Raw genomic sequence first — 17,630 nt, 5'->3', positions numbered from 1 at the left:
TTCTCCTTGCTTACTTGCCGTGTCTCATTCGGCTTAATTGATCAGTCAGATAGGCATCAGTGACATCAACGTTGGCTGACTTCGCGGTCTCGATGACTTCCTCCAGCCATCGTTCGTCTACGACATGTAGGCTCGGGGCCGAGCCTACCGGCGTAAAATCGCGCTGGTGAACCCTGAAGGCGAAGCCACCTCCGATGAAGAGGAGCGTCTCGTCGCCGAGGTCAACTGCTGCGCTAATCCGCGACGACCAGCCCGCCCCATTCGGGTAGACAGGCGCCTTTTTCCACACGGACGCACCCGGAATGCCGCCCTCAATGCGCTCGGAATAGTCGATGTCTCCCGCGCAGCCGGTGCAGTCGAAGATGGCGAAGTCTGTATTGATCTGAATGTGGCCGACGCGGGCGTCAGGCTGATCCGGGGCCTCCGATAGCCCGAGCTCCTGCACTTGGGCATGCTCGACGCCCGCGGGGTCGGTGAAGGTCCGCGTTCCCCTGTCCGTCGATACGTACACAGGACTCAGAACTTCTCCGGTGAAGAAGTTCACCGCGCTGTTTTTCCCAAGCTGCCGTGTTGACAGTATCCATATCGCCCATTTGCCATGGTCCTCCTCGATCAAGATGCTCCCAGGAGAAGTACTGAGGGCACCCGGGATTTTCCGTTCGGCGACCGTTGAAACGGGCCAGACAGGGGCGCGGGGGTGCCACGTATGCGTTTTATCCTCGACATCAACATAGTCATTCACGACACCTCCCTGCGGGACAAACGGAACTGCCTCATCGGGAACCGTTCTGTTTCGCGGTGTCGCCGTCTCAGCCCTTACGCTCACTTGCGTGGCGTAAACAGCGACCACGGCGATCGCGACGATGCCCTTAAGCGTGGCAATCACCGAGCCACCCCAGATCGAGCAGCGTTCGCCTGCAAGCTAGCGGAGCGTTCGAGTGGCATCGCTCGATACGCGGTTTGAAACATGTGGCAGGAAGCGATGACGGCTCGCAACGTCACGCCGCCGAATTCGTTGGAGTTGCAGTACGAGTCCCTAGCTTTCATCCATAGCCGCTCCTCGGCACGGAGTTCTTTTTTTCCTTTCTCGCCGAGGCTCGCCATCCTCTTCTTGTAGCTGGCATTCAACCTTCCGTCCTGGAAAAGGTACTCCGCATTCGAGCAATCGATGATCGCGAAGAAGTTGGCTTCCGCCCGATCCATGCATCGAGCGTACGAGGTGCGGATGCCGGCGGCTCGTTCGGATGCCTCCGGTTTTATGTTTGGCAGACCAAAGCAATCGACGTTCTCCACTTGGGATGATTCCGCGTTGTCGTGTAAGCCAGTCCGGGAAACGGCTACCATGTACGCGAGCCGCATATCCCGTTCGGCTACGGACTGCGCCACCTTCATGTCGAACCCTTGGTCGGTGGGCGCCTCGTTGAACGCCAAGACGGTGCGTCCCTTCTCGGCGAAAAGAAGGGCCTCGGTAGGCGAGGGCGCCGCAGCGGCATCACCCGCGACTGCGCAACCCGGTGCCACGACGAGGGCCGCCAGGCCCGACGCCCACAGCCTCACACCGCCAACACGGCCGACTGGCTGATGCCAGCGACCGCGAAACTCGTCCACGTACATAGTCCCTCCTTGGAAAGCCAGCGCCTTGCTGCGCGGCGCCACGAAAAGTAGCGGCACGGTACGCCAACCTTCGGGTGCGATATATGGAAGTTTTCGGAAAAGTGTCTCAATTGCCTGCGACCTCTTCCACGTCATTCGCGCATGCGCCTGCGCCGTGCACTGCGCCCCCGGCGACGTGCCGCGGACCATAGGGCTCGTGGTTTCACCGGCTGCCCGCGACGGGCGTCGGACAGGTTGATTGACGCCGCGGATGGCGTCAGCGCGTGAAAGCGGCGCGCAAGAGGACGAGCCGGGTCACACGGCCGAGCGTCGTGCCTGATTTCGGCATCGCGATGATCGCGATGTGGTTCGCGAAGCCACCTTCGCGCCGGCCGGCACGGGCGGCCCCTGAACAGGGACCGGTGCGAGCACCCATCGCCGATGCGATCGGCTCCCACCCTTCGGTAGCGGCTCCCAGCCGGTGAATGAGAGCCGGGCCGCTCTGGTGGGAGCCGATCGTATCGGCGATCCCGCGGCAGCGGGCAGGGTGCCGGCGTAGGCGCTCCGTCAGGCCTTGGCCGGAAAAGCCAGCGTCTCGGTCAGATCACCCGGCGCCGGACCGCCGGCGGCCACCATCGCATCCTCGCGCATCTTGAGGCCGGGTAGCTTCTCGAGTCCGAAGCGTCGCGTGATGAAGCGTGCGATGGAGCCCGTGTCGTAGATGGTGTGCTCGACGTGGCCCTTCTTCGCGAACGGCGAGATCACGAGCGCGGGAATGCGCGTGCCCGGTCCCCAGCGATCGCCCTTCGGCGGTGCGACGTGGTCCCACCAGCCCCCATTCTCGTCGAACGTCACCACCACGAGCATGTTCTTCCACTGCGGGCTCTTCTGCAGCGCATGCACGACGTTCGCGATGTGGCGGTCGCCGGCCTCGACGTCCGAGTAGCCGGCATGCATGTTGAGGTCGCCCTGTGGCTTGTAGAACGTCACGGGCGGCAGCTTGCCGGCGGCGACATCGGCGAGGAAATGGTTCGTCGACGCCGTCTCGCCAAGTCCGCCGTCGCGCAGGTGCCGCTTGCGCGCGTCGGTTCCCGGTGCGAGCGACACGAAGTAATTCAGCGGCTGATGGTGAGGCTGGAAGTTCGGCGTCTGCGGGAAGGTGGCGTCGTCGCCATCGCCCTTGCCATCGAGCGCGGCCTGGAACGCGCCGCCATACCAGGCCCAGTCGACGTCCTTCGCCGAGAGCATGTCGCCGATGTGCTTGTGCGTCTGCGCGACCAGCGTGTTGGCGCTCGTCGCATCCGCGAGCAGCGGGTTCGTGCGGTCGACGTTGAAGCCCGGCGAGTACGGCGGGCCGATCGTGTTCACCGCGTAGAAGTCCGGGGTCAGCGTGTTGTGGTGCGCGAACTTCGGCTTGCCGTCCATCGCGCTCTTCGGCGAATCCTCGGCCATCTTCAGGCGGAAATCGGTGGGGTCGCCGCTTTCCGTGACCGCGATGTTGAACTGCGCCGGACTCTTGTCGGCATTCGGATAGAACGGCGGGCGCGCGGCGACGAGGTACTGGTGGTTGAGGAACGAGCCACCGAAAGCGCCCATGAAGAAGTTGTCGCACAGCGTGAACTGCTCGGCGAGCCGCCAGAGACGCAGATGGACCGGTGCGCTGGCGTAGTGGCCCATGGTCAGCGCGCCGTTGTCGCCCCAGGCGACGAAGCCGTCGTTCTTTCCGCCGTTGATCTGCAGCTGGTTGTTGTAGAACGCATGCACGAGGTCGCGCGTGACCAGGCCGTGCGGCAGCGGCGTGCCGTCGCCGGTATGCAGCGCCCACGGCGCGTTCGGCAGGCCGGTGATGTCCTTCTCGCCGATCTTGTACGTCTTGTGGTCGACGACCTGTTCGTGCGGCACCATTCCGCCCCAGATCGGCGGCAGCGTCTTCAGCGGCGTTCCGTCGCGATCGCGCTGCACCAGCCGCTCGGCGGGCACGGCGCTCAGCGGCTGCTGAAGACCGGGGAAGTCACCGAAGAGGTTATTGAAACTGCGATTCTCGGCGTAGATCACCACGACGTTGTGGATGTGCTTCGCGAGCAGGGCGTCGAGTGCCTTGCCGCCCGGTGCCGGCGTCGGGGCGAGCTTGCCGTCGGCGGCCGCGGCATCGAGGCCACCGAGCGCGAGCAGCGCGCCGGTCGTTGCCATGCCGCCAAGCAGGCGTCGACGTCCTTCGTCGGGCGTATCGTCGTCGTGTCGGTTGGTCATGCGAAAACCCAGGGAAGTGGAACGATTTCCGCCGTCGGGCGGGAGCGCGCTCGCGCGCGAAAGCTACGGAGCGATGACAACGGTCTGCGACAAGGCCGAAACGCCACGCTCGTCGAACGCCTCCACGGCCACGACATAGCGAACGCCCTTGTTCAGAGCACGAAGCGTAAACGATGTGGGCTGGTCCGCGAAACGCTGGTACGTGGCATGAAGGCGATCGGCGGCGAGTCCCCAGCGAACGTTGTAGCCCACCGCGCCCCCGACGGGCGCCCACGAGATCGTGGCCTCCCGGGAATCGGCGCCGCGCGTCGCCGTGACACGGATGGGCGCGGCGGGCGCGGGACCTTCCGCGTTTCCGAAGACCCGCAGATCCGAGATCGCAAGATGCTTCGCGCCGGCATGTTTATGCACATAGCGCACATAACGGAGCTTCGTCGGGTGTGTCAGTTCGATGTACGCATTGGGTCGATCGCGTGACTCGTTCGAGAGATCGGCGAGCACGTTCCACCGGCGGCCATCGAGTGAACCCTGAAGTACGAATTGCGTCACGAGATCGGGAGCGTCGCCGTAGCGATCCGATCGGTAGTCGGCGTAATTCACCTGTACGGCGCGCACGGTGGGCGTGCCACGCAGGTCGACCGTGAGCGTTTGACCAGCCGTGTTGTCGCGGGCCACCCAGAACGAGCGCGGGTTTTCGTCGGTCACGGTGGACGCGGCGTGGTCCGGCAGCGAAGAGGACGCGATAGCGGGCTTGCGGTACGACAGCAGCATCCATCCGGTGAACGTGCTTTCCCCGTCGCGCAGCTTGTGATCCGGCATGCGCTGGGGAAAGTCGCCGAATCGCGTATCGATCCACATCTGGCCGTCGTCATGCCAGCCGGCAGGGAACAGGTCGATGCGACGTTCGAACGTCCAGTTCACGCCGAGCCACGCGGTTCCCGCGTTCCAGGCGTTGCCGATCGCGTCTTCGAACGTCGAGCCATGGCCCGCGCCCGTGACGAAGCCGCCCGGCTTGTAGCCCACGGGGTTGTACGGGGCATATTCGAACGGTCCGAGCGGCGCCCTGCCGACGTAAACGCCGGTGCCGTAGACGTTGTACTCGGTGCCGGGCGCCGCGTACTGCAGGTAATAGCGGTCGCCGTGCCGGTTCATCCATGCGCCCTCCATGTACGCGGGCCGGTCGCCCAAGGTGTGATCGGGGCCGAAGCGCTCCCAGCCGTGATTCGCGGGATCCAGATGGATGAACGCCGCCGGCGTCGTCAGGAATGCGAGCCGCTTGCCCTCGCCCTCGCCCTCGTCGGAGTGGAGGCGGAGATCCACCCGCGCACCGTAGAGCGGGTGCCTGTCCGACGAACCCCAATAGAGGTAGACCTGGCCGTCGTCGTCCCGGAACAGGCCCGGATCCCACGGCCCTGGCGGCAGCGGTCCGTTGGCAACTCGCGTGCCGGTTTCGTCGTATTGCGTCGCGCCTGGCACCGGTGGCAACTGCCGCGTCCAGAACGACCAGCGCCCATGCGCGGGATCGGTCGAGACCATCAGCGGCCGCGGCGCGAACGCGGACTGCATGAGAAACAGCTTGCCGTCGGCCACGAGCGTCGCCGGCGCGACCTCGCTGTCGAAGGGCCAGTGATCCGGCTTCACGAAGCGCCAGTCCACCAGATCCTTCGACATCCAGTACCCGTCGGCCAGCGTCTGGAACAGGTAGTACGCATCGTCGTACCGGACGATCGCCGGATCCGCGCCCGTGCGATACGAGATCCCCTCGTTCATCTGCTCGAAGTTGTAGCGGTAGTCGATGTCGACCGGGTTGGCCCAGGTGCGGGGCGCGGTTTCCGCCGTAGCGCCGGACGTGGCGACAGCGATGAAGGATGCGAGGAGGGCGAAGCGCATGGCGGCGGCCGGGGGGCGGGAACCGCCGCATGGTGCCAGCGTAAATCCCGTTACGTCGCGAGCCGCCGACATCGGACCGGTGGAGGTGCAAGAATCGTCCCGTTGCACCATGTCGGTGCATTTGCACATGGCCGCCCCGCCCGGTCTATGATGCCGGGGCTTGGCCCAGGCCGGTCCGCGAGACGCGGAGGCGCTGGCACACCGTTTGCTCCGTCCCCGAAGCCCAACACCCATTCGAGGTTTGTATGTCCGCCGTCTCCAAAGTGCTGAACCTGATCAAGGACGAGGAAATCGAGTTCGTCGACCTGCGCTTCGCCGACATCCTCGGCAAGCACCATCACGTGACGTTCCCCTCGCATGCCATCGACGAAGGCACCTTCGAAGACGGCAAGATGTTCGACGGCTCGTCGATCGCGGGCTGGAAGGGCATCAACGAGTCGGACATGGTCCTCATGCCGGACCCGGAAACGGCGCACCTCGATCCGTTCAGCGCCCACAAGCAGCTGATCATGCATTGCGACGTGCTCGAGCCGAGCACCATGCAGGCCTATGGCCGCGATCCGCGTTCCATCGCGAAGCGCGCCGAGGCGTACCTGAAGTCCACCGGCATCGCCGACACGGCGTTCTTCGGTCCGGAGCCCGAGTTCTTCATCTTCGACTCGATCCGCTGGCAGAACGACATGGGCCGCGTGTTCTACGAGATCAACTCGGAAGAAGCCGCGTGGGCCTCGCGTTACAAGTACGACGGCACGAACACCGGCCACCGTCCGGGCGTGAAGGGCGGCTATTTCCCGGTCAGCCCGGTCGACAGCCTCGGCGACCTGCGCGCCGACATGTGCAAGGTGCTGGAGTCGCTCGGCCAGGTGGTGGAAGTGCACCACCATGAAGTCGCGAACGCCGGCCAGTGCGAGATCGGCACGCGCTTCAACACGCTGGTGAAGAAGGCCGACGAACTGATGACGATGAAGTACGTCATCAAGAACGTCGCGCACCAGGCCGGCAAGACCGTGACGTTCATGCCGAAGCCGATCGTCGGCGACAACGGCTCGGGCATGCACGTGCACCAGTCGCTGTCGAAGAACGGCGAGAACCTCTTCGCGGGCGACCTCTACGGTGGCCTCTCGCAGACCGCGCTGTGGTACATCGGCGGCATCTTCAAGCACGCCAAGGCCATCAACGCGTTCGCCAACTCGACGACGAACAGCTACAAGCGCCTCGTCCCGGGTTACGAGGCACCGGTCATGCTCGCCTACTCGGCGCGCAACCGCTCGGCCTCGTGCCGCATCCCGTACGTGTCGAGCCCGAAGGGTCGCCGCATCGAGATCCGCTTCCCGGACCCGATGCAGTCGGGCTACCTGACGTTCACCGTGCTGATGATGGCCGGTCTCGACGGCATCCTGAACAAGATCGACCCGGGTGCGCCGGCCGACAAGGATCTCTACGACCTGCCGCCGGAAGAAGAGAAGAACATCCCGCAGGTGTGCGCGAGCCTCGACGAGGCGCTGGTCGCGCTCGACAAGGATCGTGAGTTCCTCAAGGCGGGCGGCGTGTTCACCGACGACTTCATCGACGGCTACATCGCGCTGAAGATGCAGGAAGTCACGCGCTACCGCGCGAGCACGCATCCGCTCGAGTTCCAGATGTACTACGCCATCTGATCCTTCCGGATCGGGTGCGTGCGACGAAAAGGGGCGCTCCGGCGCCCCTTTTTCTTATCATGCGCCGTCCGCCATGGAGTCTCTCGTGCCCAGGTTCCCGTATCTCCGCCTCGCCGCGGTCGTTCTATCTCTCGCGTGCGTCCCCTCGCTTGCCGCGGCGACGATCCCGGTCTACGGGTACAAGATCGTGCGCGAATTTCCGCATGATCCGGGCGCCTTCACCGAAGGTCTCTTCTATGAAGACGGGTTCCTCTACGAGAGCACCGGTGAACTCGGCGCGTCGACGGTGCGCAAGGTCCGCCTCGACACCGGCGAGGTGGTGCAGCAGGTCGATACGCCGAAGGGCTATTTCGGCGAGGGCATCATCGCCTCGGGCACGAAACTCGTGCAGCTTACCTGGCAGGACGGCGTGGCCTTCGTCTACGACAAGGCCACGATGAAACTCGCGGGCGGCTTTCGTTATCCCGGCGAAGGCTGGGCGCTGACGCGCGACGCGACGCACATCTACATGAGCGACGGCACGCCGACCATCCGCGTGCTGGATCCGGCCAGCTTCCAGCGCACTGGGTCGATCGACGTCACCGCGAACGGGAAGCCTGTGCGGCAGGTCAACGAGCTGGAGTGGGTCAAGGGCGAGATCTACGCGAACATCTGGCAGACCGAACGCATCGCGCGCATCGATCCAAAGACGGGCCATGTCGTCGGCTGGATCGATCTCGCCGGACTGCTCGATGTCTCGAAGCTCGACAATCCGATGGACGACGTGCTCAACGGCATCGCTTACGACGACGCGCACGACCGCCTGTTCGTCACCGGCAAGCATTGGCCGAAGGTGTTCGAGATCCGGTTGGTTCCGAAACGCTGAGTCGCGCGCCGGATTGATCGGCGTCTTCCGCGCAGGGTAAGGTCGGGGGCTGACTCGCGCGCCAACCTCCGTAGCGCGCCCTGGAAGGGGCAAGGATCCTTGAAGACGTTCATCATCGGCGCGCTGGCGTTGCTGGCGCCTTTCGCCGCCAGAACCGCCGATTTCAGCTGGCGCGAGCACTGGCCGACCCATCATGTCTTCGCCGACGGCACCGATCTCGGCCTCATGCTGAAGTACCAGTACGACGTCGATCGCTTCTCGCACGACGGCAATCTTTACGAAAATGCGCAAAGCTTCCGGCGGAAGGAGCTGGGATTCTTCGTGAAGAAGAAGGGCGTCTACGACGCCATGGGTCTGTTCGATTTCCAGGCGAAGGTGTGGCTCGACGTGTTCTTCCGGCTGCAGACCAAAGCCGTGGCCGGCAACGATCTCGGCGCCGTGCGCGTCGGCTTCACGAAGACACCCGTGGGTTTCGAAGGCAACACGAACACCGGCAGCACGTCGTTCCTCGAAGCGTCGATTCCCATGCAGGCCATTTACGCCAACCGGCGCGTCGGCGTGGACTGGGCCCTGACACGGAAGCGGTACCTGCTGCAGCTGGGTTACTACAACGGCGGCAATCTGCAGGGGAAACTCGACGGCCGCATGGTGGCGGGCCGCGCGGCGTGGACGCCGCGCAACGATCCCGGCGACGTCCTGCATCTCGGGATCTCGGCGTCGCGCGAAGTTCCCTACGGCAGTACCGACGGCCGCGGTCGCTACACGCCGCCCGGTATTCGTCTGCGGGCCGTGCCCGAGGCGGGGCTCGCCACGACGCGTCTCGTGGACACCGGTGTGCTCGCCGTCGCCGACCACGTCGACCGGCGGGGTACCGAACTTCTGTGGATCGGTGGCCCGTGGTCCGTGCAGGGCGAATACCTCGACGCCCGCGTGAAGCTCGTCGACAAACCGGCGTACAGGGCCCACGGCTGGTACGCGTTCGGAAGCTGGGTGTTGACCGGTGAAGCGCGTGGCTACAGCGGTGGCAACAACGCGGACGTCGTTCCGAAAAGACCCTGGGGAGCAGTCGAGGTGCTGCTTCGCTACAGCACGCTCGACCTGGACGACGGCCCGGTGCTCGGCGGCACCGAGCACGACTGGACGATCGGCGCCAACTGGTACGTCACGAAATACCTGAAGCTGCAGGCCAACTATGTGCGCGCCGTGAGCGATCGGCGCGACGTACGCGCCGATCCGCGCATCCTCGAGGTGCGCGCCCAGATCATGTTCTGACGTTGTCGCACGAGTCGGACGCCGCCCGGCGAGATCACTTCGCCGGCGGATTCTCCGGTGGGCGGCAGTTCGTCAGCGGCATCGACGGCAAGACGCCTTCGCCGAGATAGCGCGCCACGGCGCCGCTCACACAGGGACGGTCGTGACGCGTGGCGACGGAGTGCCCGCGTAATCCACGCGCGACAACGAGCTTCGCGTTGGCGTGCGTCTGCATCGACATGGCGGCGCCGCGCAGCGGCGCTTCGGCGTCGAACTCCGCGTGCACCATCAGGAACGACCGCATCAGCACCGGGACCGACGACGGCCCGAATGCGCCCGGCCAGTAGCTGCACACCATGCCCTGAAAGAGCTCGTTGCCGACGCTGCCCGGCCACGACGCGTCGAGTTCGCGCATGCGTTCGTGCCAGTAGCGGCTGTCGGCGCCCCAGTAGCCATCGTTGCAACGCGCCGCGAAGACGCTCGCGATCCGTGCCGGCGCCGCGTCAACGGCGCGCGGGCCGAATCCGTAGGCGTCGGCATCGCCCTGGCGATCGCCGGCCGCCAGCAGCGAAGCCGCGGCGGCCCGCACGTCGCGGGCGATGACCGCATCCGGCGCAAGCGGCGCCGTTGCCAGCGCGTCGCCGAGCGCCGCCGCCGTGAGGCCCGCGTCCGCATCGAGCTGGCGTCCCATGGCGAGGGCCGCGGCGACGTGGACCGCGTCGACCATGCCCGGCCCCCACGCCGCGCGCCATGCCGGCGGGATACGAGCGATGCGTGCGCGTACGTCGGCGGCGTCGCTTCCCCAGCCGTAACGCGCCGGTGCCTCGACGAGATCCGAGATCGCGCGACGCAGTGTGCGGCCGCGCTCGGCGATGCGGGCCTCCATGGCCTCGGCGACCGAACCGTCGATATCCCAGCTTCCGTCGAGCACGAGGCGATCGACGTGCCGAGGATGTCGCTCGGCGTATCGGGCCGCCACCCAACCGCCGCGACCGGTGGCGAGGATGTGCAGTCGTTCCTGCCCGAGCGCCTCGCGCAGGCGCTCGATGTCCGCGATACGCGGCTCGGTTCCGATGCGGTCATGCATGGGATCGTTGCGGCATGCGGCGGCGATCGCGACGGCCAGCTGATCGGCCGCGGCGAAGTTGGCATCGGTCATGTCGATGCCGAGCGTGCGATGCCGCGGCAAGGCCGCGGTCGCGCTGAGGCAATCGTGTCCTTGCGCATCGTCCATGCGTCGGGGCGCGAGACCGACGAGGTCCATCCGGCGCGATAGTTCGCGCCACGCGTCATCCCCCGCCCGCCACGAGGCGGCCATGGCGGGCACCGCGACACGGACGGGATCGGCGAATTCGTCGGGCTCGAGCAGAAGCGTGCCGTCGTGGCGGTCGCCGCGGGCGCTGTCCGCGACGACCCGCACCACGTCGAGCTCCAGCGTGCCGGAGGTCGGATCGGCGTAGTCGCGCGGCACGATAAGGCGGGCGCATTCGGTTCGCGACGCGACGTCAGGGGCGGCCGCCCCGCAGGCCGTCCAGGAAAGCGGGGCGACGGATTCCGCGGCGGCGGGGAGCGCGGCCGCGAGTGCTCCGGCGAGGAGCGTGAGGGAAACGATGGTCTTCATGGCGATCCATGTCCAGGGTGGACCCCGGCGGGCTTGCCGGCCGGAGGTGCCCGTGTGGGCGCCGGTAGCGTAGCGACCGCCGCGGCGAACACGCAGACGCCGACTTCTTCCGCACGCGTCGTCCACGCCCTCGCGGCGACAGGACGGACGCCAGCACCGCGTCCGCCTGCGCCCGCATCGAAGATGTCGCGCGCCTACTGCATGTGCCAGCCGTGCGTGACCACGAGCGACTGCCCGGTCAACGCGTTCGAACGGAAGCCGGCGAGGAACAGCGCGGCCTCGGCGATGTCCTCCAGCGTCGTGAACTCGCCGTCGACGGTATCGCGCAGCATGACGTTCCGCACCACCTCGTCTTCGCTGATTCCCAGTTCGCGCGCCTGTTCCGGGATCTGCTTCTCCACGAGCGGCGTGCGCACGAAGCCGGGGCAGATCACGTTCGAACGGATGTTGTCGGGCGCGCCTTCCTTCGCGATCACCCGCGCGAGCCCCAGCAGACCGTGCTTGGCCGCGACGTACGGCGCCTTGAATTTCGACGCGACGTGCGAATGCGCCGAGCCCATCAGGATGATGGAGCCGCCTCGCCCGGAGGCGATCATCTGCCGCATCGCGGCGCGGCTGGTGAGGAACGCGCCGTCCATGTGGATGGCGAGCATGCGCTTCCAGTCGGCGAACGCGAATTCCACCAGCGGCGAAATGATCTGCACGCCGGCATTGCTGACGAGGATGTCGACGGGACCGATGTCGCGCGCCGTCCGCGCGAAGCCCTCGTCGACCTGCGCCTCGTCGGCGACGTCCATCGCGATGCCGAGGGCGCCGTTGGCCATCGACGCCGCCGCTTCGCGCGCGGCATCGATGGCCAGGTCGGCGACGATGACCCGCGCGCCCGCGTTCGCGTAAGCCGTCGCGATGGCGCGACCGATGCCGCTGGCCGCGCCCGTGACGAGGGCGACCTTGCCTTCGAGCTCTTTCATCGATGGGTTCCTGAGGAATGTCGTGGACGATTATGCGCGTCGTGCACCCCGGGTGGCATCGTACGAAGGTACGTGGCGGGACCGGCGACGGCGTCAGCTTCGCCGCAGTCGCTCGCGCAGGGTCGCGCGGATACTGTCGAGAGACGGCCAGCCATCCGCCGCACGTTCCTCGCGGCCCGCGGCCCGCGGCACGAACGGGCACGCCGTGATGCGCTCGTCCGGGAGCGTGCCCGTCAGCAGGAAACGGCCGACCGTGTGCTCCACGCAAGGGGTGTCGGACATACCGAATACACCGTGACCCACCATGCCCTGCGCGACCACCATGCGAGCGTCGCGTGTTCCCTCGAAAGCGCGCCACGCACCGTCGATGGGCGTGATGACATCGAACTCGGCATGCACCATGAGAATTGGCGGAACCGATTCCGCGAGGCGCCGTGTCGGGATGGTCAGGCGCGGAGCATAGGGCCAGAACCGGCAGATGAGGCCGGTGAGTACGGGCCCGCCACCGTGCAGGGGATAGTGCTGCCCGAGCACGCCGGCAAGGTGGCGAAGCTGCTTGAGGTCCTTCGTCCAGCGGCCGTCGCCGCACGTGGTGCCGAAGTAGACGGCCATATCGGTCATGGACGACGGCGCCTGCGGCGAATCGAGCCGGTCGATGAGCTCGGCGGCGGCATCGCGGACTCGCGCGTCGGTCGCCGCGTCGGTACTGAACGCGTGGTCTTGCGCGCGTCGCGTCAATTGCGCGGGAACGTCCGCCCACCGTTCGGCATCCGTCCATGTCGCGCGCACTTCGCGGATCCATTCCGCGAGCGAGAGCATGGCCACCAGTTCGTCGGGCGTTTCAATGCCGCCCAGCCATGCGCGGAGCGCTTCACCGGGTACGGCGCGAATGGCATCCAGCACGCTGGCTTCGGTTCGCTCGCGCCAACCGTAGGCAGGGTCGCGCAACGCGGGCCGTACCGCGCGGCGCAGGAGGAGGTCGTGTGTTTCGGGGGCAAGGCTGTCGATCTGTTGCTCGAACGTGCCGGTGTAGTCCATCGACGAGTCGAGCACCATCCGTCCGACATGGCCTGGAAAAAGGGCGGCATAGAACGCGCCGACCCAGCTGCCGTAGGACACCCCCAGGAAATGGACCGTCGGCTCGCCGAGTGAGCGGCGCACCTTCTCCATGTCCAGGACGTGCGTATGTGTGTTCACCGTGCTCTGCACCGCGTCGGCGGAGCATGCCGTCGCGAAATCGCGCGCTTCGCGCACGAATGCGGACCAGTTCCAGTCCGCCAGGTCGATGGTGGGATCGGGGCCACCGCTGAAGCCGGGCGGTGTCCCGCAGGTGACGCGCGGACCGCCGCGCAGTCCGCGCGGAACGATCGCCAACAGGTCGTAACGGTCGGCAAGACGACGCTTGTCCCCGTCGATGGCGCTATCCGGCGAGGCGAGCGCCCACGTCGCAGCCACCTGCGGAAGGAAGTCGAGCGGGTTCGCACCGGGGCCGCCGAAATGGAAGAACATTGTGCCCTGTCGTTGGGACATCTCACCCGCGCGCACGCGGACGAGACCGATGTCGACCGAGCCGGATTCGGGCGCGCCGTAGGCACGGGGCACGGAGAGGGTTCCGCACTGGAGCCTGGGTCCCCAGGCATCCCTCCACTCGGCGTCGACCAGGTCATCGGTGCAAGCCGCCCAGGCGATCGATCCCGGTGCCAGTTCATCGGTGGTTGCCACGCTCGCGGCGGGCGACAGGGTCGCGAGTGCCAGGCTCGCGGAAAGCAAACATGTTCTGAGGAACGTCATTCGAAGGGTCCACGGAAGCGGAGCGCTACCGTAGGTTCCCATCGCCGGGTCAGACAGAGGGCAAGGCCGAGAAATCGTGTCGGCCTTGCCCGACTCGCTTAGCTATGGCGGAGCATCCGTCGCAGCTCGTCCTGAGCCATTCGCACGGCGTCACGCTCGTCCGAACGCCCCTCTTCCGTCGCGCGGACGGTCGGAACGAAGTCGCATTGCGTGTCGTGCGACGTGGGAAGCTTGCCGTCGAGCAGATAATCGCCGACCGAGGCCTCGATGCAGGGCGTGTCCGACATGCCGAAGACGCCGTGGCCAAGCATGCCGCGCGCCGTGACCATGTATGCATCGTGCGATGCTTCGAATGCCTTGCGTGCGAGCTTCAGCGGCGTGGCAGGATCGAACTCCGCCTGCACGAGAAGCAATGGCTGCGCCTCCGACAGCGAAGTGAGGAGCGGTCGCCACTGGGTGGGGTTGGGCCAGGCCCTGCAGGCGAGCGCGGCGCTGATGCCCGCACCCGAAGCCTCGGGCCTCGTCGTGCCGATCTCGTTCGCCAGCGTCCGCAGTCCACGAAGGTCGCGCTGCCACGGCGTATCGCCGCAGATCACGCTGTAATACACATTCCAGTCGATGAACGACGTGGGCTTCGGGCGGATCGTCGGTGCCAGCTCGATCGCCGCCTTGCGGATCTCGTCGTCGACGTCGGCCTCCTCGCTGAAGTGGTGCACCCCGGCGCGTTCGATGAGGTCGGCCGCCGTCACGCTGGCCTCGTCGCCGATCCAGTCGGCCATCGTGAGCGCCGCCGCCAGTTGCGCAGGCGTGGTGATCGACGAGGCCCAGGCCTCGCGCGCGAGTGGCGGCATGTCGCCCAGTCGTCGCATCACGGCATCCGGATCGCATCCGAGACCATAGGCGGGCGTTGACGTCGCAGGCAGCAGTGCCAGGCGGCGGAAGAGGTCGCTGCGTTCCGCCGGCTGGTCGTCGAACTGCTGTTCGATGGTGCCCGCGTAGTTCATCGACGAATCGAGCACCATGCGGCCGGTGTGCTGCGGATAGGTCGCGGCGTAGAACGCGCCCACCCACGTTCCGTAGGAGATCCCCAGGAAATTCATCCTGGATTCGCCCAGGGCGACTCGCGCCCGCTCCATATCTTTCACATGGCCCAGTGTTCCCGCGCTGGCGGGCATGCCATTTTCGCCGCCGCAGCCATGGGCGAACGCGGTGCCCGATTCGATGAACTGCAGGAAGTCGTCGTCGCTGCGGCGGACGGCGGGATCGTGCATGAAGTAGGGGTAGGGATCCTTGCACGTGAAGCGCTCTCCGCCGTGCAGCCCACGCGGGATGACGGCGACGAGATCGTAGCGGTCGGCGATGCGACGTCGGTAGGCGGCGGGCGAGTCATCGTCCGGGGTTTCCGACCAGACGTAGCCGTAGAGGGGAAGGAAGCTGAGCGGGTTGCCGCCGGGCCCGCCGAAGTTGAAGAACAGGGAGCCCTGCCTCGCCTCGGGTTTGCCCGCCCGGATCCGCACGACGCCGACGTCGATTAGACGCGGCAGCGCCTCGGCCTCGCTGAGCGGTGCCTTCATGACGCCGCACTCGAGCCGGTCGCCGAGGGCGTCGATGAACGTGGCATCGACGAATTCGGCCGCGCAGGAGGTCCAGGCGATGGCGGGATCCGCCGCGGTCGATGCCGCATCGGCGGTGCGACAAACCGTGAGCGCCAGTGCGGCGGCGGCGACGGCGAGGGGAAGAGGACGAACGCGTGGTGTCATGGGTGACGCTCCTTGGGGGGGAGCGCTCACCTTAAGGACGGCGTCGAGCCGGCATCAGCGGCGAACGTGCAGCGCATTGGTACGAATGAGCCTCGTCGTGTCCGCGGGCGTCGCCGTCATGCGACGTGACAGGCGAAGCACACCGGCGACGTGCGGGCGCCGAGCATTCGAAAGGCCGGGACCGAGCGCTCGTCCCGGTCTCGGCTCCCGCGTTGCCTGGGCTCAGCTCTTCTCCAGTATTCGCCGCAGGCGCTCGCGCAATGCCTGCAACGAATCGCCCGCGCCCGTACGCTCGTTCACGGCGTCGGCCGGGTCCGGCTCGTAATCGCATTGGATGTCGTGCTCCTTCGGGAGCACGCCATCCAGCAGATAGTCGCCCACCGTCTCCTCGACGCAAGGCGTGCTCGACGCGCTGAACACGCCATGCGCGCGCATTCCGCGTGCCATCACCATGTAGGTGCCCGGCGTCCCAGTGAATGCCTCCCGCGCGGTGACCAGAGGCGTGGCGGGGTCGAATTCGGCCTGCGCCATGAGCATGGGCGGCGCCGACGACAGGGCGCTCAGGGGTGGCCGCCACTGGGTAGGGATAGGCCACTGCCGACAGACGAGGTTCATGGCGAGAAACCCGGCATGGGACTCCGGCTGCGTCTCCCCGATCTCCTGCGCACGTCTCCGCACTGTCTTGATGTCGGGATTCCACGCGGAATCACCACACACGACGCCGAGGTAGACGTGCTGATCGAGCAGGGGCCGGTCTGCGTCTTCTTGCTCCGACGACCTCGCCGACCCGACCAACCGAAGCATGGACGCATACCGGTTCGCCGCCTCTCGAATCGCTTCATCCACGGCTGGTAGGTGACTGAAACGATGGCGTGTCACCCGATCGACGAGGGCCGCGGGTTCGATGTCGGGGTCCTTGGCGATCCACTCGGCAAGGGTGAGCACGGCGGCAAGCTGAGCGGGTGTTTCGATGTCGCGGGCCCAAGCTGCGCGCGCCCAAAGAGGCATGTCGCGCAGGCGGTTGATGACGTCGGCCGAGTCGTTGCCGACGCCGTAGGCGGGTTCGGCAAGGGCCGGCAGGAGCGCCTCACGACGGAAGGACGCGCTGCGCTCGTTCGTGACCGCTTCGAAGTGGTGTTCGAACGTGCTTCGGAAGTTGACGGAAGAGTCGAGGACGATGCGGCCCGCATGCTCGGGATACGTAGCGGCATAGAACGCGCCGACCCACGTGCCGTACGAGTACCCTAGGAAGTTCAACGTCGGCTCACCGAGGGCGGCCCGGGCGCGTTCCATGTCGCGCACGTGACCGAGCGTACCGACGCTCGCATGCATTCCGGCGGCGCAGCTGTCGGCGAAACGTATACCGCCGTAGATGGCCGTGATCCAATCCTCGTCGCTCTCGAATAACGAGGGGTCCCCGACGCTCGGTTCGGGCTCGCTGCAGGTGAATCGTACGCCGCCGCGAAGTCCGCGAGGAACGACGGCGACCAGATCGTAGCGGTCGGCGAGCCGGCGCCGGTAAGCGCGAGGCGAGCCGTCGTCTTCCGCTTGCGACCAGACCTGCGCCAAGACAGGCAGGTCGTTAAGGGGATTCCCGCCGGGGCCGCCGAAGTTGAGGAAGAGGGAGCCCTGTCGGGCGGCGGCGTTACCCGCCTTGACGCGTATGACGCCGACATCGACGAGCTGGGGCAATGGCGCGTCGTCGTCCAGCGGCGCCTTCATGCTGCCGCACTCGAGACGGCCGCCCAGTTCGTCGATGGAGCCCTCGTCGACCTGCTCCGGCGAACAGGGTCCCCACGCTATGACCGGAGCGTAGGGGGTGGTCTCCGCCGCGGCGGTGCGGCACACGGTCAGCGCCAGTGCCGCGGCGGCGATGGCAAGGGAAAGAGGACGAACGCGTGGTGTCATGGGTGACGCTCCTTGGGTGGGGAGCGCCTACCGTAGGGAGGCTACCGAGCCGGCTTTAGCGGTGGCGTCGGA

12 protein-coding genes are annotated in these 17,630 nt (G+C 66.6%); 3 read left to right on the top strand and 9 right to left on the bottom strand.

All coding sequences use genetic code 11. From position 1 onward, the window contains the following. Positions 1-10: 10 nt before the first annotated feature. The 4 genes from J2X58_RS13520 to J2X58_RS13505 form a co-directional block, all read right to left on the bottom strand. Positions 11-886 (bottom strand): hypothetical protein, encoded by an 876-nt coding sequence (locus tag J2X58_RS13520; protein ID WP_310048809.1) that lies wholly within the window; start codon positions 884-886, stop codon positions 11-13. Beyond that, complete coding sequence (locus J2X58_RS13515) at positions 883-1,608, bottom strand: lysozyme inhibitor LprI family protein (RefSeq protein ID WP_310048808.1); 726 nt, start codon at positions 1,606-1,608, stop codon at positions 883-885. The genes J2X58_RS13520 and J2X58_RS13515 overlap by 4 nt, the downstream gene beginning before the upstream one ends. Before the next feature lie 552 nt (positions 1,609-2,160). Continuing rightward, complete coding sequence (gene acpA, locus J2X58_RS13510; protein WP_310048805.1) at positions 2,161-3,843, bottom strand: acid phosphatase; 1,683 nt, start codon at positions 3,841-3,843, stop codon at positions 2,161-2,163. 63 nt (positions 3,844-3,906) lie between these two features. After that, positions 3,907-5,733, bottom strand: coding sequence for a family 43 glycosylhydrolase (locus J2X58_RS13505; protein ID WP_310048803.1), 1,827 nt, complete (start codon positions 5,731-5,733; stop codon positions 3,907-3,909). 245 nt (positions 5,734-5,978) lie between these two features. Here J2X58_RS13505 and glnA point away from each other — a divergent pair, with 245 nt between their 5' ends. The 3 genes from glnA (at position 5,979) to J2X58_RS13490 (ending at position 9,528) form a co-directional block, all read left to right on the top strand. Beyond that, positions 5,979-7,391, top strand: a complete 1,413-nt coding sequence (gene glnA / locus J2X58_RS13500; RefSeq protein ID WP_090058267.1) for a type I glutamate--ammonia ligase — start codon at positions 5,979-5,981, stop codon at positions 7,389-7,391. Between the two features lie 85 nt (positions 7,392-7,476). Continuing rightward, positions 7,477-8,256: a glutaminyl-peptide cyclotransferase gene (locus J2X58_RS13495; protein WP_310048801.1), complete on the top strand. Its 780-nt coding sequence runs from the start codon at positions 7,477-7,479 to the stop codon at positions 8,254-8,256. 99 nt (positions 8,257-8,355) lie between these two features. Continuing rightward, entirely contained in the window at positions 8,356-9,528 is a 1,173-nt protein-coding gene (locus J2X58_RS13490; protein ID WP_310048800.1) for a porin, read from the top strand. 34 nt (positions 9,529-9,562) lie between these two features. Here the strand turns inward: J2X58_RS13490 and J2X58_RS13485 are convergent, their stop codons facing one another. The 5 genes from J2X58_RS13485 to J2X58_RS13465 all read right to left on the bottom strand — a co-directional run bounded on the left by J2X58_RS13485 (position 9,563) and on the right by J2X58_RS13465 (position 17,372). Then, a complete protein-coding gene (locus tag J2X58_RS13485) occupies positions 9,563-11,128 on the bottom strand; it encodes an alpha/beta fold hydrolase (RefSeq protein WP_310048799.1) in 1,566 nt (521 codons plus the stop codon). A 194-nt stretch (positions 11,129-11,322) separates the two neighbouring features. Beyond that, a complete protein-coding gene (locus J2X58_RS13480; protein WP_310048797.1) occupies positions 11,323-12,099 on the bottom strand; it encodes a 3-hydroxybutyrate dehydrogenase in 777 nt (258 codons plus the stop codon). A 93-nt stretch (positions 12,100-12,192) separates the two neighbouring features. Continuing rightward, positions 12,193-13,701 (bottom strand): alpha/beta fold hydrolase, encoded by a 1,509-nt coding sequence (locus J2X58_RS13475; protein ID WP_310048795.1) that lies wholly within the window; start codon positions 13,699-13,701, stop codon positions 12,193-12,195. A 287-nt stretch (positions 13,702-13,988) separates the two neighbouring features. Further along, the gene (locus J2X58_RS13470) at positions 13,989-15,650 is read right to left on the bottom strand and encodes an alpha/beta hydrolase (RefSeq protein ID WP_310048794.1); all 1,662 of its coding nucleotides are present in this window, start codon (positions 15,648-15,650) and stop codon (positions 13,989-13,991) included. A gap of 222 nt (positions 15,651-15,872) precedes the next feature. Further along, a complete protein-coding gene (locus J2X58_RS13465) occupies positions 15,873-17,372 on the bottom strand; it encodes an alpha/beta hydrolase (RefSeq protein WP_310048793.1) in 1,500 nt (499 codons plus the stop codon). Positions 17,373-17,630 lie beyond the last annotated feature (258 nt).

The sequence above is a fragment of the Luteibacter sp. 3190 genome (assembly GCF_031456385.1).
In the GTDB taxonomy this organism is placed as follows: Bacteria; Pseudomonadota; Gammaproteobacteria; order Xanthomonadales; family Rhodanobacteraceae; genus Luteibacter.
The sequence above is the reverse complement of the archived record's forward strand: the minus strand, read 5'-3'. Positions and strand labels throughout refer to the sequence as shown.